At 56.7% G+C, this 22,885-nt stretch carries 22 protein-coding genes; 12 read left to right on the forward strand and 10 right to left on the reverse strand.

Annotated elements, in window-relative coordinates:
* Positions 1-128 precede the first annotated feature (128 nt).
* On the forward strand, positions 129-464 hold the full coding sequence (locus ABLV75_RS03195) for a GlpM family protein (RefSeq protein WP_004102593.1): 336 nt from the start codon (positions 129-131) through the stop codon (positions 462-464).
* Here ABLV75_RS03195 and folM read toward each other — a convergent pair.
* From folM to ydgH, 3 genes are all read right to left on the reverse strand, one after another.
* Positions 461-1,186, reverse strand: a complete 726-nt coding sequence (folM, locus tag ABLV75_RS03200; protein ID WP_004102591.1) for a dihydromonapterin reductase — start codon at positions 1,184-1,186, stop codon at positions 461-463. The genes ABLV75_RS03195 and folM overlap by 4 nt on opposite strands.
* Positions 1,187-1,222: 36 nt before the next feature.
* Positions 1,223-2,605, reverse strand: a complete 1,383-nt coding sequence (locus tag ABLV75_RS03205; RefSeq protein WP_023321102.1) for an amino acid permease — start codon at positions 2,603-2,605, stop codon at positions 1,223-1,225.
* Between the two features lie 179 nt (positions 2,606-2,784).
* Positions 2,785-3,735 carry a DUF1471 family protein YdgH gene (gene ydgH, locus ABLV75_RS03210; RefSeq protein WP_004102587.1) on the reverse strand — a complete coding sequence of 317 codons (951 nt, stop codon included), beginning with the start codon at positions 3,733-3,735 and terminating at the stop codon, positions 2,785-2,787.
* 522 nt (positions 3,736-4,257) lie between these two features.
* Here ydgH and pntA point away from each other — a divergent pair.
* The 3 genes from pntA (at position 4,258) to ABLV75_RS03225 (ending at position 7,520) form a co-directional block, all read left to right on the forward strand.
* On the forward strand, positions 4,258-5,787 hold the full coding sequence (gene pntA, locus ABLV75_RS03215) for a Re/Si-specific NAD(P)(+) transhydrogenase subunit alpha (protein ID WP_004102585.1): 1,530 nt from the start codon (positions 4,258-4,260) through the stop codon (positions 5,785-5,787).
* 10 nt (positions 5,788-5,797) lie between these two features.
* Positions 5,798-7,186 (forward strand): Re/Si-specific NAD(P)(+) transhydrogenase subunit beta, encoded by a 1,389-nt coding sequence (pntB, locus tag ABLV75_RS03220; protein WP_004102583.1) that lies wholly within the window; start codon positions 5,798-5,800, stop codon positions 7,184-7,186.
* Between the two features lie 145 nt (positions 7,187-7,331).
* Positions 7,332-7,520, forward strand: a complete 189-nt coding sequence (locus ABLV75_RS03225; protein WP_004102581.1) for a YdiH family protein — start codon at positions 7,332-7,334, stop codon at positions 7,518-7,520.
* A 127-nt stretch (positions 7,521-7,647) separates the two neighbouring features.
* Here ABLV75_RS03225 and uspE read toward each other — a convergent pair whose 3' ends face one another.
* From uspE to ABLV75_RS03255, 6 genes are all read right to left on the reverse strand, one after another.
* Positions 7,648-8,598, reverse strand: coding sequence for a universal stress protein UspE (uspE, locus tag ABLV75_RS03230; RefSeq protein ID WP_004102579.1), 951 nt, complete (start codon positions 8,596-8,598; stop codon positions 7,648-7,650).
* 138 nt (positions 8,599-8,736) lie between these two features.
* Positions 8,737-9,489: a fumarate/nitrate reduction transcriptional regulator Fnr gene (fnr, locus tag ABLV75_RS03235; RefSeq protein ID WP_004102577.1), complete on the reverse strand. Its 753-nt coding sequence runs from the start codon at positions 9,487-9,489 to the stop codon at positions 8,737-8,739.
* Positions 9,490-9,682: 193 nt separating this feature from the next.
* The gene (ogt, locus tag ABLV75_RS03240; RefSeq protein WP_004102576.1) at positions 9,683-10,198 is read right to left on the reverse strand and encodes a methylated-DNA--[protein]-cysteine S-methyltransferase; all 516 of its coding nucleotides are present in this window, start codon (positions 10,196-10,198) and stop codon (positions 9,683-9,685) included.
* A 462-nt stretch (positions 10,199-10,660) separates the two neighbouring features.
* Complete coding sequence (abgT, locus tag ABLV75_RS03245; RefSeq protein WP_047719784.1) at positions 10,661-12,187, reverse strand: p-aminobenzoyl-glutamate transporter; 1,527 nt, start codon at positions 12,185-12,187, stop codon at positions 10,661-10,663.
* A gap of 112 nt (positions 12,188-12,299) precedes the next feature.
* Positions 12,300-13,745 (reverse strand): M20 family metallopeptidase, encoded by a 1,446-nt coding sequence (locus ABLV75_RS03250; protein ID WP_032728356.1) that lies wholly within the window; start codon positions 13,743-13,745, stop codon positions 12,300-12,302.
* On the reverse strand, positions 13,745-15,055 hold the full coding sequence (locus ABLV75_RS03255; RefSeq protein ID WP_047719785.1) for a M20 family metallo-hydrolase: 1,311 nt from the start codon (positions 15,053-15,055) through the stop codon (positions 13,745-13,747). The genes ABLV75_RS03250 and ABLV75_RS03255 overlap by 1 nt, the downstream gene beginning before the upstream one ends.
* 166 nt (positions 15,056-15,221) lie before the next feature.
* Between ABLV75_RS03255 and ABLV75_RS03260 the strand changes: the two genes are divergently transcribed.
* On the forward strand, positions 15,222-16,130 hold the full coding sequence (locus ABLV75_RS03260) for a LysR family transcriptional regulator (RefSeq protein WP_004102561.1): 909 nt from the start codon (positions 15,222-15,224) through the stop codon (positions 16,128-16,130).
* Positions 16,131-16,232: 102 nt separating this feature from the next.
* The gene (smrA, locus tag ABLV75_RS03265; protein ID WP_004102559.1) at positions 16,233-16,796 is read left to right on the forward strand and encodes a DNA endonuclease SmrA; all 564 of its coding nucleotides are present in this window, start codon (positions 16,233-16,235) and stop codon (positions 16,794-16,796) included.
* Here the strand turns inward: smrA and ABLV75_RS03270 are convergent.
* The gene (locus ABLV75_RS03270) at positions 16,793-17,599 is read right to left on the reverse strand and encodes an IclR family transcriptional regulator C-terminal domain-containing protein (protein ID WP_004102558.1); all 807 of its coding nucleotides are present in this window, start codon (positions 17,597-17,599) and stop codon (positions 16,793-16,795) included. The two genes, smrA and ABLV75_RS03270, sit on opposite strands and share 4 nt — an antisense overlap.
* A 167-nt stretch (positions 17,600-17,766) precedes the next feature.
* Here ABLV75_RS03270 and ABLV75_RS03275 point away from each other — a divergent pair, with 167 nt between their 5' ends.
* From ABLV75_RS03275 to pcaC, 6 genes are read left to right on the forward strand one after another with little or no spacing between them, the layout of a single operon-like run.
* On the forward strand, positions 17,767-18,453 hold the full coding sequence (locus tag ABLV75_RS03275) for a 3-oxoacid CoA-transferase subunit A (RefSeq protein WP_004102556.1): 687 nt from the start codon (positions 17,767-17,769) through the stop codon (positions 18,451-18,453).
* A 10-nt stretch (positions 18,454-18,463) separates the two neighbouring features.
* Complete coding sequence (locus ABLV75_RS03280) at positions 18,464-19,120, forward strand: 3-oxoacid CoA-transferase subunit B (protein ID WP_004102554.1); 657 nt, start codon at positions 18,464-18,466, stop codon at positions 19,118-19,120.
* 10 nt (positions 19,121-19,130) lie between these two features.
* The gene (gene pcaF, locus ABLV75_RS03285) at positions 19,131-20,333 is read left to right on the forward strand and encodes a 3-oxoadipyl-CoA thiolase (RefSeq protein WP_023321098.1); all 1,203 of its coding nucleotides are present in this window, start codon (positions 19,131-19,133) and stop codon (positions 20,331-20,333) included.
* Positions 20,334-20,342: 9 nt separating this feature from the next.
* On the forward strand, positions 20,343-21,695 hold the full coding sequence (locus ABLV75_RS03290; protein ID WP_004102550.1) for a 3-carboxy-cis,cis-muconate cycloisomerase: 1,353 nt from the start codon (positions 20,343-20,345) through the stop codon (positions 21,693-21,695).
* Complete coding sequence (gene pcaD / locus ABLV75_RS03295) at positions 21,685-22,455, forward strand: 3-oxoadipate enol-lactonase (protein WP_004102547.1); 771 nt, start codon at positions 21,685-21,687, stop codon at positions 22,453-22,455. Before ABLV75_RS03290 ends, pcaD begins: the two co-directional genes overlap by 11 nt.
* Complete coding sequence (pcaC, locus tag ABLV75_RS03300; RefSeq protein ID WP_004102546.1) at positions 22,445-22,828, forward strand: 4-carboxymuconolactone decarboxylase; 384 nt, start codon at positions 22,445-22,447, stop codon at positions 22,826-22,828. Before pcaD ends, pcaC begins: the two co-directional genes overlap by 11 nt.
* Positions 22,829-22,885 lie beyond the last annotated feature (57 nt).

The following is a 22,885-nucleotide window of genomic DNA, read 5'->3' on the forward strand; positions in this document are numbered from 1 at the left end:
GCCATTGTGATGATGGGATTCAGGGCGCTGGCGGATTCTGCGCCATGGTGTCTGCGTTTGCACATTTATCAACAGCGGGACTTAGGTTATGCTGCAGGTTCTTGTTGTTTAAATGTTAAGGCAAAGGAATGGGGCTGTTGATAAAAGCGCTGCTCGGCGCGCTGGTCGTCGTGTTGATCGGCGTACTTTCTAAAACGAAGAATTACTATATCGCCGGCTTGATTCCGCTCTTTCCCACTTTCGCCCTGATTGCGCACTATATCGTTGCCAGCGAGCGGGGGATCGAGGCGCTGCGAACCACCATCGTATTCGGAATGTGGTCGATCATTCCGTACTTTATCTATTTGCTTTCGCTATGGTATTTCACCGGCATCATGCGCCTGCCGTTTGCTCTGGCAGGCGCGGTGGTGTGCTGGAGCCTGTGCGCGTGGCTGTTGATTATCGGCTGGAGCCGTTTTCACTAGCGCAGATGTCGTCCGCCGTCGACGGCAAACGAGCGCCCGGTAACGTAGTGACTGCCGAAGAGATACTCGATCAGATCAATGATCTCTTTTTCACCCGGCGCGATTTTCATCAGCGATTTGTCGAGGGCCTGTTTGCGGTACTCCGCATCATCGCCTTCATTAAATAAAATCAGCGATGGGGCGATGGCATTAACTTTGATTTCCGGCGCCAGCTTACGAGCGAACGAGCGGCTCATATTATCCATTGCCGCCTTGCTGGCCGCATAGGCAATATGCTTGTCGCTGCCGCGCTCCACGACGTAGTCGGTAATGTGAATAATATCGCTGGCGGCCTGTCCGTGACCGCGTAGCAGGCTCTCCAGCGCATGGTTGAGCAGGTAAGGGGCGTTGACGTGAATTTGCATCATGCTGGCGAGCACCGTGGTTAACGGGATCCCCGGTTTTTCAGCCATCCAGCCGCTGGCGTTATGAATGACGGCGCGCAGGCCGGCGGCGGCCTGCGCTTTTACTTCTTCGGCGAACGCCAGAATGCTGTCGTCAGTGCTGAAATCCGCGTGCAGACAAACGGCACCCGCATTACGCAGTTCGTCGATGGCCGGATACCATGTGCGGTAGCTGATCATAACGGGCTGCTGCCGGGCCAGAAAATGGCGAGCCAGGGCGAGACCGATGCGACGGCCTCCACCGGTAATCAGGATCGGGCGAGGCTGGATGTCAGCCATGGGTATCTCCTATGAGTTCAGCGGCAGGGTAACCGCTTACCCTACCAACATCCACGTTGCCGGTACGGCGGCAACCAGCAAAAAACCAATTAATGCCAGGTCACGGCGTTTAAGCGGGCGATCGTGCTGGTGTGTACGACGGGCATACAGGAACACCAGAAGACCCGGAGCGTAAAGTATCACTGACAACAATAAATGCACAGGGCCGGACGCATATAATAACCATAAGCCATAAATGCAGGCTCCGACGCCTACCGCCTTGTGCAGCGGGCGCCGGGCAATCTTCAGCAGAAATGCGCCGACCAGAAAATAAGGGACCAGAATCATCTCGGAGGCGATCGTCAGCAGCGTGTTGTAATCCGAGCCGGTCAGCCAAATCAATACCAGTGAAGCCTGCACGCTAATATTGGTGAGCCACAGCGAAGACGACGGCGCATTATTTTTGTTGGTGCGCGCGAATAGACGCGGAAAGGCTTTATGGGTTGCAGCCAGATAGGGGACTTCCGCCGCCATTATCGTCCAGCTCAGGTAAGCGCCGCAGACGGAGATAATCAGCCCGGCAGCGATCACGATCTCGCCCCACGGGCCCATCATTTGCACCATCAGCCCGGCCATTGACGGATTGCGTATTTCCGCCAGCTCGCTCCGCGGTACGACGCCTAAAGAGAGAAGCGTCACCAGCAGGTAGACCGCCAGCGCGGAGAGTACCGCCAACAGCGTTGCGCGTCCGACATCCCGTTTATTACGCGCGCGAGCGGAAACCACGACCGCGCCTTCCACGCCGATGAATACCCACAGGGTGATCAGCATGGTGTTTTTCACCTGCTCCCATACCGGTACGCCCAGCGCCAGACCGCTAAAATCAATCCGGAAGGTCTCCATGCGAAACGCAAAGGCGGCCAGCGCGACAAATGCGCCGAGCGGTAGCAGCTTGGCAAGCGTCGCGGCGAGATTGATACCCGCCGCCGTTTGGACGCCGCGCAGCACCAGGAAATGGACAATCCATAGCAGCGCGGATGCGCCGACGATAGCTTGCCAGGTGTTGCCATCGCCGAACAGGCGCTGCTCGGGAGTATCGGTAAAAAAGCTTAGCGCCGAGAACACGATAACCAGATAGGAAACATTCGCGATAACCGCGCACAGCCAGTAGCCCCAGGCGGAGCAGAAACCAATCAGTTCACCGAAGCCTTCGCGGGCGTAGGTAAATATGCCGCCATCGAGGTCGGGGCGGATGCGGGTAAGCAGCAGCATAGCGAAGGCGAGGAACAGGATCCCCACGCCGGTAATGCCCCAGCCAATCAGCAGCGCGGAAGGACTGGCGACGGCCGCCATGTTTTGCGGCAGACTGAATACACCCGCGCCCAGCATCGAGCTGAGTACCAGCGCGGTCAGGGCGCTAAGGCCCAGTTTCTTTTCCATGGCGTTCCCGAGGTGACAATCATCAATCTAAGAATATTTATTTGGCGGAATCGCATAAAAATGGAGGATTACGCTAAGGCGCGGGATTTTACGGAGTGTTTTGTATGCATGCAATGGAGATAAATGAAAAAAAAAGAAAAGGCGACAGATCGCCGCCTTTTTGTTCAGTTCAGACGCCGTTATTTATACAGGTCGGCGCTGATAGTGATGTTGCCACCGCGCTCCTGCCACTGGCGTGTGATGTGATAGTACTTCGCGCCTTTCTTCGCGGCGCGCTTAGCCGTCTGGTAGGAGATTTCCGTCATGTTACCGAAATTACCGGTGAACTTGATGCTGTCATAAGGAACCATCTGCGCGGCGGTAATTTTGTTCACTTCCTCAACTTTGGTGCCGTCCGGGAGCGTGACGGTGTAACGTCCACCTTTAGAGGATTGCGTTTCAAAGAAACGGCCTACGCCAGTGCCGGAACCGACCGCTGCGGTCGTCGCAACGCCCGGAATTTCCACTTTCTTAGCCGCTTCTCCGCCTTCTGCCAGCGCGGCGCGTCCGGCTTCTGAATCGGCCGGGATCGCATCCGGGCTTTGCAGAACGCGCTTTTTGGCATCCGCTTTGTAGATATAAGCGGTGATACGCTGGTTGCCGCCCTGGTTGGCATCAACCTGGCGCACGATAAAGAAAGAGGCGGCGCCCTTGGCCTTAGCCGCTTTAGTGATGGCGTCGTTGACTTCCGGCTGGCTGCGGTAGAAACCTTGCACGGTAACGGTATCGAACGGTTCCAGCTCAACGGCCTGGTCTTTCGGTAATTCCATCACGCCGTTGATAATGCGATTTTTAGGCGCGTCGGCCTGCGGGGCGTTTTCTTTATAAAAATCGGCCGTTACGCGCAGGTTGCCGCCGCTGCCAAAATCAGACGTGTCGACAACATAAAAGGAAGCTGCGCCTTCTTTGTCCGCTTTACGGGAAACTGCCTGCACGGCGTCGCCAATGGCGTTAAAACGACCGGTGACCACTACGCGATCGTAGGGCTTCAGCGCCGCCGCCTGCTCCGGGGTCAGCTCGGTCGCTGCGTGGGCAGACAACGCGGTTGTAGCCAGAAGAGCAGACGCCAGGAGTGAGTTCTTAAGCTTCATAAAAATAATCCTTTGCCTTGCGCAAACCATGTACTGGTGTTGTTGTTGACTGAAAACGTTTGATTATTGCATTTATCGTGAGTGACTGTCTGCGTCAATTTTCAGTTGTCGCTCTAAACGTATAGTGCAGAAATATAACATTTTTCGATATGTTGAAAAAACAGCCGCTTGACCAGCAAAATCGATAATCAATATCACTTTCATAAGTTAACGTAATGTTAATACTATGATCCAGATGGCGATAAATGGTGAATTAACCCCTCATCCAGGCGAATTATCAGGTGCTGGCATGAAAATGAGGTAAATATTGCTGCCTGACACGGTTAGCCGTGCGTTTTACCAATAAAATCAAAATTTCTGTTTTATCGCTGTAGATCACAATCGGTATTTTCAGTAGGTTATAAAAAGTTTGTTACTGTTTCATTTTTTCAGACATATGTTGCCAGGTGCGTTCATCCGCCTTCGCAACGGTCGTTTGTAAGAAAAGTAAACCATCATCAAAAACCGATGGAAGGGAAAACTATGCGTATTGGTGTACCAAGAGAGAGACTCGCCCTGGAAACCCGGGCCGCCGCAACGCCGAAAACGGTGGAGCAGCTGCTGAAACTCGGGTTCAGCGTCGCGGTAGAAAGCGGCGCCGGTAAACTGGCCAGTTTCGACGACGAAGCCTTCGTTCAGGCTGGAGCGGAGATCGTGAGCGGTAATGACGTGTGGCAGTCTGACGTCATTCTGAAAGTTAACGCCCCTGATGACGATGAAATTCTGCTGCTGAATCCGGGCACGACGCTGATCAGCTTCATCTGGCCCGCGCAAAATCCGCAGCTGATGGAAAAACTGGCGGCGCGGAATATTAACGTGATGGCGATGGATTCGGTGCCGCGTATTTCGCGCGCGCAGTCGCTGGATGCGTTAAGTTCGATGGCCAACATCGCCGGCTACCGCGCGATTGTTGAGGCCGCCCATGAGTTTGGTCGCTTCTTTACCGGGCAGATTACCGCAGCAGGTAAGGTTCCTCCTGCGAAGGTAATGGTCATCGGCGCAGGGGTTGCCGGGCTCGCGGCCATCGGCGCGGCGAACAGCCTGGGCGCGATTGTCCGCGCGTTCGATACCCGCCCGGAAGTCAAAGAGCAGGTGCAGAGTATGGGCGCCGAGTTCCTTGAGCTGGATTTTAAAGAGGAGGCGGGCAGCGGCGACGGTTATGCCAAAGTCATGTCCGAAGCCTTTATCAAAGCCGAGATGGCGCTCTTTGCCGCGCAGGCCAAAGATGTTGATATTATTGTCACCACCGCCCTGATTCCGGGCAAACCGGCGCCGAAGCTGATCACCCGCGAAATGGTTGACTCCATGAAACCGGGCAGCGTAGTGGTGGATCTGGCATCACAAAACGGCGGCAACTGCGAATACACCGTACCGGGCGAAGTGGTCACCACCGCTAACGGCGTGAAGATCATCGGTTATACCGATCTGCCGGGACGTCTGCCGACGCAGTCGTCGCAGCTGTACGGCACTAACCTGGTTAACCTGCTTAAACTGCTGTGTAAAGAGAAAGACGGCAATGTCGTTATCGATTTTGATGATGTCGTTATCCGCGGCGTTACCGTGGTTCGCGAGGGTGAAATCACCTGGCCCGCTCCGCCCATTCAGGTTTCTGCTCAGCCGCAGGCGGCAGCGAAAAAGGTTGAAGCGCCAAAAACAGAGGAGAAACCGAGCTCGCCGCTGCGCAAGTATGCGCTGATGGCGCTGGCGATTATTCTGTTCGGCTGGCTGGCAAGCGTCGCGCCGAAAGAGTTTCTCGGCCACTTTACCGTCTTCGCGCTCTCCTGCGTGGTCGGTTATTACGTAGTCTGGAACGTCTCCCATGCGCTGCATACGCCGCTGATGTCGGTCACCAACGCCATCTCCGGCATTATCGTCGTCGGGGCATTATTGCAGATAGGCCACGGCGGCTGGGTCAGCTTTCTGAGCTTTATCGCGGTGCTGATCGCCAGCATTAATATTTTTGGTGGTTTCACCGTCACTCAGCGCATGCTGAAAATGTTCCGCAAAGGATAAGGGGTAACAAATGTCTGGTGGATTAGTTACAGCTGCATACATTGTTGCCGCGATTCTGTTTATTTTTAGCCTGGCGGGGCTTTCCAAACACGAAACCTCCCAGCAGGGCAACTACTACGGTATTGCCGGGATGGCGATTGCGCTGGTGGCGACCATTCTGGGGCCGGACAGCAGCAACGTCGCGTGGATCCTGCTGGCGATGGTCATCGGCGGCGCTATCGGTATTCGTCTGGCGAAGAAAGTCGAAATGACCGAGATGCCGGAGCTGGTGGCGATTCTGCACAGCTTCGTTGGCCTGGCGGCGGTGCTGGTTGGCTTTAACAGCTATCTGCAGCACGAAACCGGTATGGAACAGATTCTGGTCAATATTCATCTGACCGAAGTGTTCCTCGGCATCTTCATCGGTGCGGTCACCTTTACGGGTTCCGTGGTTGCCTTTGGCAAGCTGTGCGGCAAGATGTCCTCTAAGCCGCTGATGCTGCCGAACCGCCACAAGCTGAACCTGGCGGCGCTGGTCGTATCCTTCCTGCTGCTGATCGTCTTCGTGCGTACCGACAGCATTGGCATGCAGGTGCTGTGCCTGCTGGTGATGACCGTCATCGCGCTGGCCTTTGGCTGGCACCTTGTGGCCTCCATCGGCGGCGCGGATATGCCGGTGGTGGTGTCAATGCTGAACTCCTACTCCGGTTGGGCGGCGGCGGCGGCGGGCTTTATGCTCAGCAACGACCTGCTGATTGTCACCGGTGCGCTGGTGGGTTCTTCCGGTGCGATTCTGTCTTATATCATGTGTAAGGCGATGAACCGTTCGTTCTTCAGCGTTATTGCCGGTGGTTTTGGTTCTGACGGTACGGCGTCCACAGGAGATGAAGAAGTGGGCGAGCATCGCGAAATCAGCGCTGAAGAAACCGCTGAGATGCTGAAAAGTTCCCAGTCGGTCATTATCACTCCGGGCTACGGCATGGCGGTTGCGCAGGCCCAGTATCCGGTAGCGGAAATCACCGAACGACTGCGCGCGCGCGGAATCAAAGTCCGGTTTGGTATTCATCCGGTCGCCGGACGTCTGCCGGGCCATATGAACGTCCTGCTGGCGGAAGCGAAAGTCCCGTATGACATCGTGCTGGAAATGGACGAGATCAACGATGATTTCTCCGACACTGACACCGTGCTGGTTATCGGCGCTAACGATACCGTTAACCCGGCGGCGCAGGACGATCCGGGCAGCCCAATCGCCGGTATGCCGGTACTGGAAGTGTGGAAAGCGCAGAACGTGATTGTATTCAAGCGTTCAATGAACACCGGCTATGCTGGCGTACAGAACCCGCTGTTCTTCAAAGAGAACACCCACATGCTGTTTGGCGATGCCAAAGCCAGCGTTGATGCGATTCTGAAAGCGCTGTAGAGTCAGGTCTTTTAAAACCTGTGCTTCTTAAGCCGTCTCTTCTGAGACGGCTTTTTTATATAGCGAGCGAAGCCATGATTTGCTCATAAAATCATCAGTTCAGAGTGATATAATACGCCTGTTTTTCACCCAAACTGAGGATATTATGGATACCGAGTTAACCCCCACGCAACTGGCTATCGAATTTCTGCGTCGTGACCCCGCTGCACTAACCCCCGCGCAGTATCTGAAAAAGCTGAAACTACTGGAACTTGAGTTTGCTGATTTGATGGCGCTCTCATCCATGGAGCTTAAAGAAGAGATCGATCACGCCTGGCGTTTAGGTATCCACTAACGTTTTCGTTACCGATATAGCTGTTGAAATAAGGGCCATGAGGCCCTTTATTTTTGCTATCGACATGGCAAAAAAATCCCCCGCGCGGGCAGGGGAGGATTGTTATGACAGCGATAAACGGCGCTGGTTAATCGTCTTCTTCGTCATCAAGCTCAACCGGCGTCTGATACTGATCCGGTTTCAGCGCCAGTAGATCGCAGCGCAGGTGGTCGATAACCTGTTCAGCGGTATTGCCGAGGAAGGCCGCTGAAAGCCCGGTACGGCCAATCGTACCCAGCACCACGATCCCCGCCTGGAGATGCTCCGACAGGTCTGGAATGACCTCTTCAGGTAACCCTTTTTCAACATGAGTACGGTTTTCATCGATGCCGAATTTCTGCCGCAGCGCTTTCATGGCCAACAGGTGCTGGCCGCGTATGGCGTCGTTGTAGACGCTGGGGTCAAAATCCGGTAGCTCAATGGCAATATTGATAGGCGTAACCGGATAGGCGCCCACCAGATGGACCTCAGTATGGTTAACCTGTTCCGCCAGCTCAATGGTTTCTCTTACCAGCTTTTCATTGAGCGCGTTGTGGTAGTTCTCTTCACTGGCGAGATTAACCGCCACCAGCGCTTTGCCGCCTTCCGGCCACGGCTGATCTTTAACCATCCAGACCGGGCACGGACATTTGCGCAGCAGATGCCAGTCCGTAGGCGTGAAAATCACCGCTTCCAGCTTGTCGTGCTGGTGCGCCATCTTCAGAACCAAATCATGCTTCTCGCTTATGATTTCCTGAATAATGGCTTCGAAGGGGCGGTTATGCCACACCACTTTGATGTCAATGGGTACGCCGGACTCAATATAAAATTTGGCCTGCTCGCGAATCCAGGCGGTACGCTGCCCGATTACGCCCTGGCGCATAGCGGTACGCTCGTCCGGGGAGAGCAGGGTGGTCATTTCATAGGAAAAATCATAGATCGGCAAAAAGGCTTTGATGCGTCCACCAATCCGTTGGTGCAGATACACCGCACGCCGCAATGCAGGCTGGTCGTCCTGATTGGGGTCGATTACTACCAGCATGTTCTGATACTTCGCCATACAGGGTCTCCTTACAACTGTAACTACAGTCTGTAATTAAAAAGATAACCTATATGGATGAAATGAAACAGGGGATAAGCCTGGCCAGATCAACAAATGAGAAAAAAATTCGCGATCTGGCCGGATAGGAAGGAACTGTCAGGCGACGTTGCGGGCCTGACCAGCAAGCTGCGCCAGCAGGTCGCTGTTTTCGATGGTGATGTATTTTCCTTTAACCGCCAGCATACCGCTTTTCTGGAAACGACCCAGCAGGCGGCTGATGGTTTCAACCGTCAGGCCCAGATAGTTGCCGATATCGCCGCGCGTCATGGTGAGGCGGAACTCACGCGGGGAGAAACCACGCTGTGCAAAACGGCGGGACAGGTTGTAGATGAAGGCCGCCAGGCGCTCTTCTGCGTTCTTTTTAGAAAGCAGCAGGATCATATCCTGATCGCCTTTGATCTCACCGCTCATCAGACGCATCATCTGCTGACGCAGATTCGGCATCTTGCCGGAAAGGTCGTCGAGCGTTTCGAACGGAATTTCGCAGACCATTGAGGTTTCCAGCGCCTGGGCAAAGCTCGGGTGGTGGCCGGTGCCGATAGCGTCAAAGCCGACCAGATCGCCCGCCAGATGGAAACCGGTGATCTGCTCATCACCCTGTTCGGTAATGGTGTAGCTTTTAATGGTGCCAGAACGAATTGCATACAGCGATTTCAGCTCATCACCGGCTTTGAACAAGGTCTGTCCTTTCTGGATAGGCTTTTTCCGCTCGATAATGTTATCAAGCTGATCAAGCTCATGCTCGTTCAGAGTAAAAGGGATGCAAAGCTGGCTAATGCTGCAATCCTGGCAATGGATTGCACAACCGCCAGACTGAATGCGTCGTATAATTCGCTTTTCCGGGATCATAAGTCTGCTCAGGCTTTAATTGATATTGGTCAATTTTAACATCTTTTTGGTGAGCAGGTAAGCCTCGAACCTCTGAAACACGTAATATTAAGAGGGTAAATCCATTTTGTTAGTTATCCATTTGATTATTAATAAGTTATCTGGCTAATTTGGATTGTAAAGTTACCGGAAACTTCCAAAAAGGCACTTACGGTCAAAGAAGCAGATACCCCTCATGACGCAATAACCACTCTTTTCTCTGTACGCCGCCGGCATAGCCGGTCATGGTTCCGTTGCGTCCGATCACCCGATGGCAGGGCACCACTATGCTGACCGGATTTGAACCATTAGCAGCGCCCACGGCGCGCGCTGCGCCCGGTCGGCCCAGCGCCTCCGCCAGTTGACCGTAATGCATGACCTGACCGCAGGGGATAGTGCGCAGCGTTTTCCAGACTTCCCGTTGAAAAGGGGTGCCTGCGGTGGCGGTAGGAAGCGTATCAATAATGGCGAGATCGCCCGCGAAATAATCACTGAGCTTACTGCTCAGGTTACCGGGATTGCGGGAATCAACGCGTTGGTAACCTTCATGCCGATAATGAACATCCAGCAGTTGCTCCATGCGCTCGCGATGCTGATCCCACTCAACGGCCCGCAGGTTGAACTGCTCATCGCAAATCACCCAGAGCGGCCCCAGCGGGGTGTCAATTTTATCTTGTAGCAGCGTCAGCATCGGTAATCCTTCATCGAGGTTAGTTTGACAGGACATCACCATAGCATGAGGCGAGGTTGGCAAACTATACCCCGAAAAGGTCAACAGAGAGGGTCAACATGGACTATTAATTATGATGTGAGTAAAGCGATGTTTATTGCGGTATTCACTAACTGGCGCGCGGGCAATGCGATGTTATCCGGCGGCGAATTTTCCTGTACAGAGAGGGCTATTTACCGGCAGGCGCCGGTACTCTTTATGAATTGACTGGCATTCTTTGAGGCCATATTTCCTGGCGTTTCTTCGCTGTTTTTTCAACAAAGGTGGTGATATGCAATATATGATGACTGGCGTTGTAGTAGTGATTATCAGCGGCTTAGCAATTCATCTGATCTCTTTGGCGATTGAGGGCCTGTATAAAGTTATCCGTAACCGCACGACCTGGCGCTAACGTTTGGCGGCCTTCCCTGGCCTTTGGCGACGTTAAGGCAACCGCGGATAAATACCCGGTCCGATAGGGAGTCCCGCGAGATACCAGACCACCAGCAACAGTAGCCAGACGACAAGGAAAATGAGTGGATAAGGCAAGACCAGCGAGTAGTAGGTTCCCAGTTTAGCCTCGGGCCGGTAGCGCTGTAAGAAGCCGAGAAATAGCGGCACAAACGGCGATACCGGCGCCAGCGGCAGCACCGATGAGTCGGCAATACGAAACAGAATTTGCGCGAATGCCGGATGAAAGCCCAGCAGCATAAACATCGGCACGAAAATCGGCGCCAGAATCGACCAGATTGCCGAACCGCTGGCGATGAACATACACAAAAAGGCGGATAGCAGCGCCAGGCCGACGAACGCCGGCACGCCGCTCATTCCCGCGCTCTCCAGCAGGTCCGTTAAACCGACGGCCATAAATTTTCCCATATTGCTCCAGTTAAACATGGCGACGAACTGGGCCAACGGGAAGACCATCACGATAAAACCTGCCATCTCTTTCATGGGTTCAATCATCAGCGGAGGCAGATCGGCCTGGCGGCGAATTTTGCCGGTGGCAATGCCGTAAGCCAGTGAGACGACGAAGAAGAAAAAGATGATGAGCGGGACGATCCCTTTTATAAATGGCGAAGGCATCACGGTATGCTTAATGGGGTCACGCAAAATACCGTTTTCCGGCACGACCATCAGCGCGATAACCGCCATGAATAACAGCGCGGCAATACCGGCCACGCGCAGGCCGAAGCGCTGTTCTGGCGTTAACGATTGCAGCGTTTCATCGCTTTTGCCTTGCCATTGACCTAAGCGCGGCTCGACCAGCTTATCGGTAATCAACCCACCGACCAGAGTGAGAACGATCACCGAAGTTGCCATAAAGTACCAGTTATCGATCACGCTGACGTGCAGCGAGGCGTCAAGGGTTTTGGCCGCTTCGGTACTGATTCCTGAGAGCAGGACATCGGTGGTGACGATGAGGAGGTTGGCCGTGAAGCCGCAGCCGACCCCGGCGATTGCCGCCAGCAGCCCGGCAACCGGGTGGCGGCCGACGGCGAGGAACATCAGGGCGCCTAACGGCGGCATAATCACCAGCGCGGCATCGGAAGAGATATGGCTAAAGAAGGCGATAAACAGCACCATATAGCTGGCGTAACGGGCGCTAACGTGTGATGACATTTTTGCCATCAGCGAAGGCAGCAGGCCCACTCGTTCAGCAAATCCAGCCCCCAGAACCAGAGCCAGAATGGCTCCCAGCGGCGCGAAACCGCTGAAGTTTTTAATCACGTTCGGCAAAAACCAATGTAATCCTTCAATGCTGAGCAGATTTTTCACCACCACTCGCGAGCCGTCGGTGGGGTTCTGGACGCCGACGTTCAGCGCCGACAGGATGGCGGTGGCGGCCATTAATACCACGATCAGATAGATAAACAGTAAAAACGGATGCGGGACCTTATTACCAATTTTTTCAACCCAGCCATAGAGCTTACCGGTGGGGGAAGGCGACGGTATGGATGACATACTCATGGGCGTTCCTCAGTTGTCGTTGTTGTGTTGTTTGTCTCTTAACCCCAGGGCGTGTCAGCAGTTGTTTTTTTTGCGCTTAACGCGTTGCTGTACTCCATCCGGAGGTCTTTTATTATTTTAAAATCGAAGGCTTGACGTCCTGCGGGATCGGACACCGGTAGGGCCTTTCGGCTAAAACCTGTGCCAGTTCCTGCTGACTGGTAGTCAGTAGCGACCTGTCGCTGAACAAACGAATGGCCGTTGCAGCCAGTATTTTCCCCGCCAGAAGCATTCCTTTGTGAGCGATGGAGGTTCTGCCCTGGCTCACCAGTTGCCAGGTATGCAGCGGCGTCCCGACGGCAAAGCAGGGGCTGAAGCATTGGGCTACGGGAGCTTTCCAGCTTACGTCGCCGACGTCGGTAGAGCCCGCAAGGATGTTATCGGTAGCCGCCCACGGCGCCACTTCATCGATAAGGATCGTCTCGCGGTGGCGGCGGGCGAATGCTTTCCCCTCGTCTCCGCTGGTATCGGCAATGTTTTTCAGGCTGTTATGAATATCGTTAGCGCTTAAGGTCGCGCGAATTTCGGCGGCGAAAGCGCGCTCTTCCTCGCTCCAGTGCGGCGTGCCGTAATGGCATACCGCCTGATACATCGCCGCTTCCAGGGTGCGGTTGGGGAGATAGCTGGAACAGGCTTTTTCGAAGCGACAGCTGACGCTGGTCTCGGTCATCAGCGCGGCGCCCTGGGCGATTTTTTCGATCCGGGCGAAGATTTGCTGTGCGTCGGCCATTTCCGGGGCGCGAATGAGATACAGCACTTCCGCCTGCGCCTGAACAACGTTAGGAGAGACGCCGCCGGTATCGGTGATGGCGTAGTGCACCCGCGCCTTTTCGATAATATGTTCGTTAAGGAAGTTGCTGCCGGTGGTCATCAGCGTCACGGCATCCAGCGCGCTGCGGCCAAGATGCGGAGAGTTTGCCGCGTGCGCCGCGGTGCCGGTAAACCGCCATGCCGCCTGAATGTTGGCAAGGGTACTGGTGCTGAACATCCCGGCCCAGGCTTCCGGGTGCCAGGTCAGGGCGGCGTCGATGTCATCGAATAACCCCTCGCGGACCATAAAGGTCTTCCCGGAACCGCCTTCCTCGCCGGGACATCCGTAGAAACGAAGCGTGCCGACGCCGCCTTGTTGCAGCAGCCAGTTCCTGGCGGCGACCGCCGCGGCGAAAGCCGCCGTACCAAGCAAGTTATGCCCGCACCCGTGGCCGTTTTCCCCCGGCGTTGGAGATGCGGGCGCTGCGCAGTAAGCCTGCTGGCTGAGCCCCGCCAGGGCGTCAAATTCGCCGAGCAGGGCAATTACCGGTTGGCCTTCACCAAAGCTGGCGATAAAGGCGTTGGGGATCCCGCCCGCATTGCGGGTCAATTGAAAACCTTCCGCTTCCAGCGCATCGGCCAAACACGCGGCGGACCAGAACTCCTGAAAGCGGGTTTCCGGATGATCCCAGATATCATCGGCAATGGCGCAAAAATCGTTGCGCCGCCCCTCAATAATGTCATCGACAAATTGATAAACCTGTTCCATTACACACCTCGCTGCCAGGGAAAGTTCAGGGCGATGCGCGCTAACGTGGCGACGGCCTGGGTCATTACGCTTTCGTCGAAATCAAATTTTTCGTTGTGGTGGCCAGCGCTCAGTTCCGTGCCGAATATCATGTATGAGGCGAGACCGCCGCGCTCCTGGACCCGGGCCATCATCAGGGTGGCATCTTCGGAACCCGCCGGGGCAGCGATACGATCGACGGCCTGCTTAACGCCGGGGACCTGCGCTGTCTGTTGACGCAGATAGTCCACCCACGCCGGCGACGGGGCGCTGGAGGTGGCCGCGCCCATCAGGTGCAACTGGTAGCTGGCTGCATACATCGTCGCCGCGCCGGCGATAGCCTGCTTAGCCCGCTCAAATACGTACTGGTTAATAGCGTCGGTTTCGCCCCGGGTTTCGACTTTTAATAGCGCGGAGGAGGGAACTACGTTACGCCCGGTACCGGCCTGCATGACGCCGACGTTAACCCTTGATGCCCCGGCGCTATGTGGCGCGATGGCATGCAGGGCAAGGGCGGCTTGAGCCGCAGCCAGCAGCGCATTACGTCCATCTTCAGGTTTACCGCCAGCGTGGGCGGCGACGCCGCTGAACTGCACATCGAATTTGGTGGTGGCCATAAAGTTATCGCCGCCGCAAACGACGGTGCCGGCAGGGACGCCGGTACCGATATGAATGGCGGTGAAGTAGTCCACGTCATCAAGTACGCCCGCCGCCACCATGGCGCGAGCGCCGCGGGTACCTTCTTCTGCCGGCTGGAAAATCAGCTTAATCGTCCCGTTGAGCTGCGCGGCATATTCCTTGAGCACGTGCGCCAGCCCCAGGCCGATTGCGGTATGACCGTCGTGGCCGCAGGCATGCATCATGCCTTCGTTGCAGGAGGCAAAACGATCGCGATGCGGACGATGATTATCGTCGTGCTGCTCGTTGAGATCGAGCGCATCCATATCGACGCGAAACGCCAAAGTCGGCCCGGGCCGCCCGGTGTCGAGCGTCGCTACCACCCCGGCGAAGCCGCCTTCAAACGCAGGTAGCCAGCGCTCCGGCGCACCCTGGGCGCGAGCGCGCTGGAACGCCTGCACCAGCGTCTCTTCATCAGGCAGACCCATACGGCTATCGGCATCGATAACGTCGCGCCCCAGCGCCAGCTGATAACCCAGAGCGTCTAATATCTCCGCCACCTTGCTGGCGGTGCGGAACTCCAGCCAGCCGGATTCCGCATGCAGGTGAAAATCGCGACGCCATTCGATCATTTTTGGCGCCAGCTGGCGGATGAATTCATTAAGTTGCGGCATAACCTTTCCTGTCATAATCAAAAACTGTGATAGTGTTCACGAAGTGATAGCGTTTGCTTATCGCTATGCCCTTTCATGCATACTCACCCTTAACCTGCCACAGCATGATCGATTACAGTAGATGTCATTTTCTTCTGTCTGATAAACATTGGTTATCACTTGCGATATGTCATTTCAGATTAAATTTCATCAGATTCGCGCCTTTGTTGAGGTCGCGCGTGAAGGCAGTATTCGCGGCGCCAGTCGGGCGTTGGCGATTTCGCAGCCGGCGTTAACTAAAGCGATTAAAGAGCTGGAAGAAGGGCTCTCCGCACAGCTGTTTGTGCGCCGTAGCCAGGGGGTGGCGCTGACTGAAAACGGCGAAAGCTTTTATCAACATGCGAGCCTGATTCTGGAAGAGCTACGGGCGGCGCAGGATGAGTTGCTGCAGCGCCAGGGAGAAAAGGCCGGGCAGATTAATATCGGCCTTGGCGCCAGCGTAGCGCGATCGCTGATGCCTTCGGTCATTTGCCGTTTTCATCAGCAGCATCCGCTGGTGAAGGTGCGGATTATGGAAGGTCAGCTGCTGGCGATGATTAATGAACTGCGGCAGGGTGAGCTGGACTTCACTATCAATACTTACTATCCCGGTCCGTACGATCATGAATTCAGTTTTGAGAAGCTATTTGAGAAACCCTTTGCGGTATTCGCCCGCGCCGGTCACCCGGCGGCAAAAGCGACTTCACTCAAGGCGTTGCTCGAACATCACTGGACGATGCCGACGCCGCGTGGCAGCTATTTCAAACAGTTACAGGAAATGTTTAACCAGGCCGGACTGGCGCCGAAAGTGGATATCGTTTGCGAGACCTTCTCTTCGTGCATCAGTCTGGTGGTGAAAAGCGATTTTCTCAGCATTCTGCCGGTAGAACTAGGGAACGACCCGATGATGGCGGATAAGCTGGTGATGATCCCCATCTGCGAAGCATTACCCAAAGCCACCTACTATCTGATTCAGCGCCGCGATATGCGGCAAACGCCTTTGACGGCATCATTAATCACCCTGTTTCGTCGCCAAAGCCGTCAACTGTTTCCCTAATCGCCTCGGGCCTCCGATTTGCCAGCATAAATGGCTAAACGCGTTGAGGAGGCGTCGTGAGGCGGCTATAGTACCCTCCCGGTAGTAGCTGGAGGAACGCGCATGAACCTTGACGACAAATCCCTATTTCTTGGCGCCATGGAGGACGTTCAGCCTCTGAAACGCAACAACGATGTTCACTGGCATCCCGAACGGAAAACCCGCGCCGTACAGCGGGTTGACACCCTGCAGCTGGATAACTTTTTGACCACCGGTTATCTCGATATCGTGCCGCTGGCCACCGCGCTGGAGTTTAAACGCGAAGGGCTGCAAAGCGGCGTGCTGGAGAAGCTCCGGCGCGGCAAATATGGCCAGCAGGCGAGCCTTAATCTGCTGCGTCAGCCGGTGGAAAAGTGCCGACAGATGTTATTTGCTTTTGTGGTTCAGGCGCAAAAAGAGGGGCTGCGGAATCTGCTGATCGTTCATGGCAAAGGGCGCGACGACAACGCGCACGCCAATATTATCCGTAGCTACCTGGCGCGCTGGCTGGTGGAGCTACCGGAAGTCCAGGCGTTCTGCGCGGCGCTACCGCACCACGGCGGCAGCGGCGCCTGCTACGTGGCTCTACGAAAATCGCCCGAGGCTAAGCTGGAGAACCGGGAGCGCCACGCCAAGCGCAGCCGCTAGCGCATCAGCAGCGTTAATTCCCGGGCTGCCTTCTGGAGCTCGGGTAATACGCGTTCGAGCATCTCCTGGGCGGAAACCTGTCCGGCGTGCACCCCGACGTTCAGCGCCGCCTGAATCTGGCCCTGGGGATTAAACAGCGGTACCGCCAGCGAGCGCAGCCCCATCTCCAGCTCCTGATCGTTGAGCGCATAACCCTGCTGACGTACGCGTTTGAGCTCAGCGCGCAGCCTGGCGACCGAATCAACGGTTTGCGGGGTGTAGCGAATCATCGTAACCCGACCCAGCATATCGTTCAGCTTCTCTTCCGGCTGATAGCTCAGGAGCACGCGCCCCATTGACGTTGCCCATGCCGGCAGGCGGCTGCCGATGTCCAGGTCGATGGTCATAATTCGCGAGCTGGAGGCGCGGGCGATATAAAGAATATCGTCGCCGTCGAGGGTGGCGATAGAGCAGGATTCATTGAGCATTTCGCTTAAATGCTTGAGTACCGGCTGCGCCGAGCGCGCCAGCGGCGTGGAGGCCAGCCAGGCGTGGCCCAGCGCCAGAATTTTTGGCCGCAGCTGGAAATTTTTACCATCTTCGGCGTACACAAACCCCAGCTTGCTCAGCGTATACAGACAGCGACGTACCGCCGCGCGCGGAATGCCGGTTTTTTGACTGATTTGCGAAATAGAGAGCAGCGGGCGCTGCGGAGTGAACGCCTGGATCACTTCCAGCCCGCGCGCCAGCGAGGCCATGAAGTTGGGATCGCCCTTAAACGGCTCGCTATCGCCGGTCAATAAATCGTCTGGATGTTTCTCCATTTTCCTCTCCCAATTTGCCGTCGATCACATTCTTTCGCTAAACATACACGATGTTCGATTATCGCACCATATTTCGATTATCGCCCTTGACCAGCATCGTTAAGCGGGTCACATTTTGTGCGAACAACGAATAAAAGTGCGATTACCGCACATACGGGAGCGACCTGATGATTGATAAAAGCGTGTCGACGCTAAGTGATGCCATCGCCGGGATCCACGACGGGGCGACGATTATGATTGGCGGTTTTGGCCCCGCCGGCCAGCCAACGTACCTGATAGATGCCTTGATAGAACAGGGGGCCCGCGATTTAACCATTATCAACAACAATGCGGGCAATGGCGAAGTGGGACTGGCGGCGCTGCTGAAAGCCGGGCGGGTGCGCAAAATGATCTGCTCGTTCCCTCGGCAGGTTGACTCGCAGATTTTCGATGACCTCTATCGCCGCGGCAAAGTCGAGCTGGAGCTGGTTCCGCAGGGGAACCTCGCGGCGCGTATTCAGGCGGCAGGGGCGGGCCTCGGCGCGGTTTTCACTCCAACCGGCTACGGTACGCCGCTGGCGGAAGGGAAAGAGACTCGCGAGATCGACGGGCGTCACTATGTGCTCGAATATCCTATCAAGGCCGACTTTGCGTTGATCAAAGCCCATCAAGGCGATCGCTGGGGAAACCTGGTATACCGCAAGGCGGCGCGCAACTTCGGCCCGATTATGGCGACCGCCGCGAAAACCACTATCGTGGAAGTCTCGCAGCTGGTGCCCCTCGGTAGCCTTGACCCGGAGAGCATCATTACCCCGGGCATTTTTGTTCAGCGCGTCTTCTCCCTGGAAAACCTGATTGCCGCTAAAAGCGCCTGAGGACCCCGTTATGCAAAAACTGACTCGCGATGAGATGGCCCAGCGCGTGGCTCGCGATATACCTGAAGGCGCTTATGTCAATCTGGGGATCGGCTTGCCTACCCGCATTGCTAACTATCTTCCCGCTGATAAAGAAATCTTTCTGCACAGCGAAAATGGCCTGCTGGGGATGGGGCCGAAACCGCTACCGGGGGAAGAGGACCCGGAGCTGATTAACGCCGGAAAAGAGTATGTGACTTTGCTTGAGGGGGGCTGCTATTTCCATCACGGCGACTCCTTCGCCATGATGCGCGGCGGTCATCTCGATATCTGCGTACTCGGCGCTTACCAGGTCTCCGCCAGCGGCGATCTGGCGAACTGGAGTACCGGCGCGCCCGACGCGATACCTGCCGTTGGCGGGGCGATGGATCTGGCCATTGGCGCTCGTCAGGTCTTCGTGATGATGGATCATCTGACCCGCGACGGTGAATGCAAGCTGGTAGAGCACTGCACCTATCCGCTGACCGGCGTCGGCTGCGTAAGCCGCATCTATACCGATCTGGCGGTCATCGATATCAGCGAAAGCGGCCCGGTGGTACGGGAAATCTTTAACGGCCTCTCTTTTGAGGAACTGCAGCGCATCACTCCGGTGACGCTGACTTTTGCACAACTGGCGGAAAGCGCGTAAGGAACCTATGATGAATCAGGCATTTATCTGTGATGCGGTGCGTACGCCGTTTGGTCGCTTTGGCGGTACTCTTGCCACCGTACGCGCCGACGATCTGGCGGCACTGCCGCTCAAGGCGCTGCTGGAGCGCAACCCGGGCCTCGATCCGGCGCGCATTGATGATGTGATTTATGGCTGCGCTAACCAGGCGGGTGAAGATAACCGCAACGTCGCGCGGATGGCGCTGCTGCTGGCTGGCTTGCCGGAAAGCGTGCCGGGCAGTACCGTCAATCGCCTGTGCGGTTCCAGCCTCGATGCGATCGGCATCGCAGCGCGCGCGATTAAAAGCGGCGAAACTCAGCTGATGGTCGCCGGCGGCGTGGAGAGCATGTCGCGGGCGCCGTTTGTGATGGGCAAGGCCGAAAGCGCCTTTAGCCGCACGATGCAGATGGAAGATACCACCATCGGCTGGCGCTTTATCAACCCGCAGATGAAAGCGCTGTACGGCGTGGATTCGATGCCGGAAACGGCGGAAAACGTGGCCGGTGATTTCGCCATTTCTCGTGCCGATCAGGATGCGTTTGCGCTGCGCAGCCAGCTGCGCACGGCGGCGGCGCAGGAAGCGGGGCGATTTGCCGACGAGCTGATCGCCGTCTCGGTGCCGCAGCGTAAGGGTGAACCGCTACTCTTTAGCCGCGACGAGCACCCGCGCAGCACCACGGCGGAGGCGCTGGCCAGGCTGCGCGGCGTGGTGCGCGCCGACGGTACGGTGACGGCAGGCAACGCCTCCGGAGTTAACGACGGCGCCTGTGCGCTGCTGTTAGCCAACGAGCAGGCGCTGACCGCCAATGATTTACAGCCGTTGGCGCGCGTAGTGGGCGTCGCGACGGCAGGCGTTGCGCCGCGGATTATGGGATTTGGTCCGGCGCCGGCGGTGCGTAAAGTGCTGGCGCAAACCGGGTTAACGCTTGGGCAGATGGACGTCATTGAACTGAATGAAGCCTTTGCCGCTCAGGCGCTGGCGGTCACGCGAGATCTGGGTTTGCCCGACGATGCGGCGCACGTCAATCCTAACGGCGGCGCGATTGCCCTCGGTCATCCGCTGGGCGCCTCCGGCGGTCGTCTGGCAATGACCGCAGCGTATCAACTGCGTCGTACCGGCGGGCGCTATGCGCTATGCACTATGTGTATCGGCGTTGGTCAGGGGATCGCGCTGATAATTGAACGCGTTTAAGGAGCCATAATGAGTTTGTTGACCCCGATGCTGCGTACCAGCCCGCTGACAGACTGGTTCAGCGATGTACAGCGGGTGCAGGGGATGCTGGACTTTGAGGCCGCTCTGGTTCGCGCCGAGGTCGAATGCGGCCTCGTGCCGCAGACGGCGCTCAATCCCATCATCGAGAACTGCCGGCACGAAAAAATCGACTTTTCCGCGCTGGGGCAGGCCGCCGCCAGCGCCGGGAATCTGGCGATCCCGCTGGTCAAACAGCTGACCGCTCGGGTCAAAGAGCGGAATGAGGCGGCAGCGCGCTACGTACACTGGGGGGCCACCAGCCAGGATGCTATCGATACCGGTTTTATTCTACAGCTGCGCGGCGCGCTGGCGGAAACGGAGTCTCTGTTACAGCGTCTGCTCGACGCATTAGCCCGTCAGGCGGAGCGCCATCAGGATACGGTGATGCCTGGCCGTACCTGGATGCAGCATGCGCTGCCGGTCACTTTCGGCCTGAAGCTTGCCGGGACGCTGGATGCGCTGCTGCGCTGGCAGGTGCGTCTGCGAGAGATGCGGGCAAGGGTGCTGGCGCTGCAGTTTGGCGGCGCAGCGGGCACCCTGGATTCCCTAAAAACGCAGGCGCCGCCGATCGCCGCCGCGCTGGCGAAAGCGCTCGACCTGCAGCTTCCGGACGCGCCCTGGCACAGCCAGCGCGACCGGCTGCTGGAAGTCGGGGCATGGTACGCAGGCGTCTGCGGTACGCTGGGTAAATTCGCGAATGATTTTTCTCTACTGATGCAAACCGAAGTGGCAGAGGTGGGTGAACCGGTTGCCGAAGGGCGCGGCGGTTCGTCAACCATGCCGCACAAACGTAACCCGATCTCCTGCGCCGCTATTTTGACCGCCGCTCAGCGAACGCCGGGCCTGGTGGCGACGCTGTATGCTGGCCAGATCCAGCAGCATGAGCGGGCGTTGGGCGGCTGGCAGGCGGAATGGGAAACGCTGCCGGAGCTCATCACCCTCGTCGGCGGCGCGCTGACGCAGAGCGAGGCGCTGGTCAGCGACATGCAGGTCTTCGCGCACAAGATGCGCGCCGACCTTGAGATGACCCACGGCCTGATTATGGCTGAGGCCGTTACCCTGGCGCTGGCGGAATTTATCGGTAAAGCCGAGGCCCATCACCGGGTTGAAGCGCTGTGTCGTCAGGCGCTGGATACGTCTCGCTCATTGCTGAGCGTGCTGGAAAACGATCCGCTGGTCAGCGAGCATCTTTCCGCCAGCCGCTTAACCCAACTGCTGGACCCGGCAACGGCGACCGGCAGCTCAGCACTCTTCGTGCGCCAGGTTGTGGCGCGATATAAGGAGCAACGTCTTGAATGTTGATTATCAGATTGACGGGCCGCAAGACGCGCCGGTCATCGTTCTCTCTAACTCGCTGGGCACCACCCGGGCGATGTGGCAGCCGCAGATCGAGGCGTTGACGCAGCATTTTCGCGTGCTGCGCTACGATACCCACGGTCATGGCGCCACGCGTAAAAATGGTAAAGTGACGCTGGCGCAGCTCGGCGAAGATGTGGTTGCGCTGCTCGATCATCTTAATATTGCCAAAGCCTGGTTTTGCGGAATTTCCATGGGCGGTCTGACCGGTCTGTGGCTGGGACGCTTTGCTCCGGAACGTTTTTACGGGCTGGTCGTCGCCAACACCGCCGCGCGTATTGGTGACCAGGCAAGCTGGCTGTCGCGCGCCCGCGCGGTGCGTCAGGAAGGTATGGAAGTGGTGGCCGCAGGCGCGGCGGATCGCTGGTTTACCCACGCGTTTCGTCAGAAGACGCCGGAAGTGGTGGCAGCGCTCTGTCACCAGTTGACCCATATCGATGCGGAAGGCTATGCGGTCTGCTGTGAAGCGCTGGCCGCCGCCGATCTGCGCGCTGAGGTCGGGCAGATTGCCGTTCCGGTGCTGATCGTTGCCGGTGAAAGTGACCCTGTCACTACAGTGGCCGATGCGAACTTTCTGCATCAGCAGATCGCGACCTCTGAGGTAGTGGTGCTGGCGGCATCGCATTTATCGAATATCGAAGCGCCGCGGGCGTTCAGCTCGGCGCTGCTGGGCTTTATTGAGGGGGAACAACAGCATGGACGATAAACAGCGTTATCAGCAGGGAATGACAGTTCGTCGCAAGGTGCTTGGCGATACGCATGTCGATAAGACGCTGCAAAAGCTGACGCCGCTGAATGAAGAGTTCCAGGACTTCATTACCCGCTACGCCTGGGGAGAAACCTGGACCCGACCGGGGCTCGATCACCATACCCGCAGTATGATTACCATCGCCATGCTGATTGCCCTGAATCGCGAGGCTGAGCTGAAAATGCATCTGCGGGCGGCGTTTAATAACGGTGTTACCCGCGATGAGTTAAAAGAGTTAATTATGCACTCCGCGCTTTACTGCGGCCTGCCCGCAGCCAACGCGACGATGCATCTGGCGCAGCAGGTGTTTGATGAGATGAATGCTGTTTAGCCGCCACCCGGCAGGTTTGTCGCTCATCTCAGGCCGTCACGCGACGGCCTTCGACAG

The sequence above is a fragment of the Klebsiella sp. CN_Kp066 genome (assembly GCF_040065135.1).
GTDB classification, from domain to species: domain Bacteria; phylum Pseudomonadota; class Gammaproteobacteria; order Enterobacterales; family Enterobacteriaceae; genus Klebsiella; species Klebsiella oxytoca.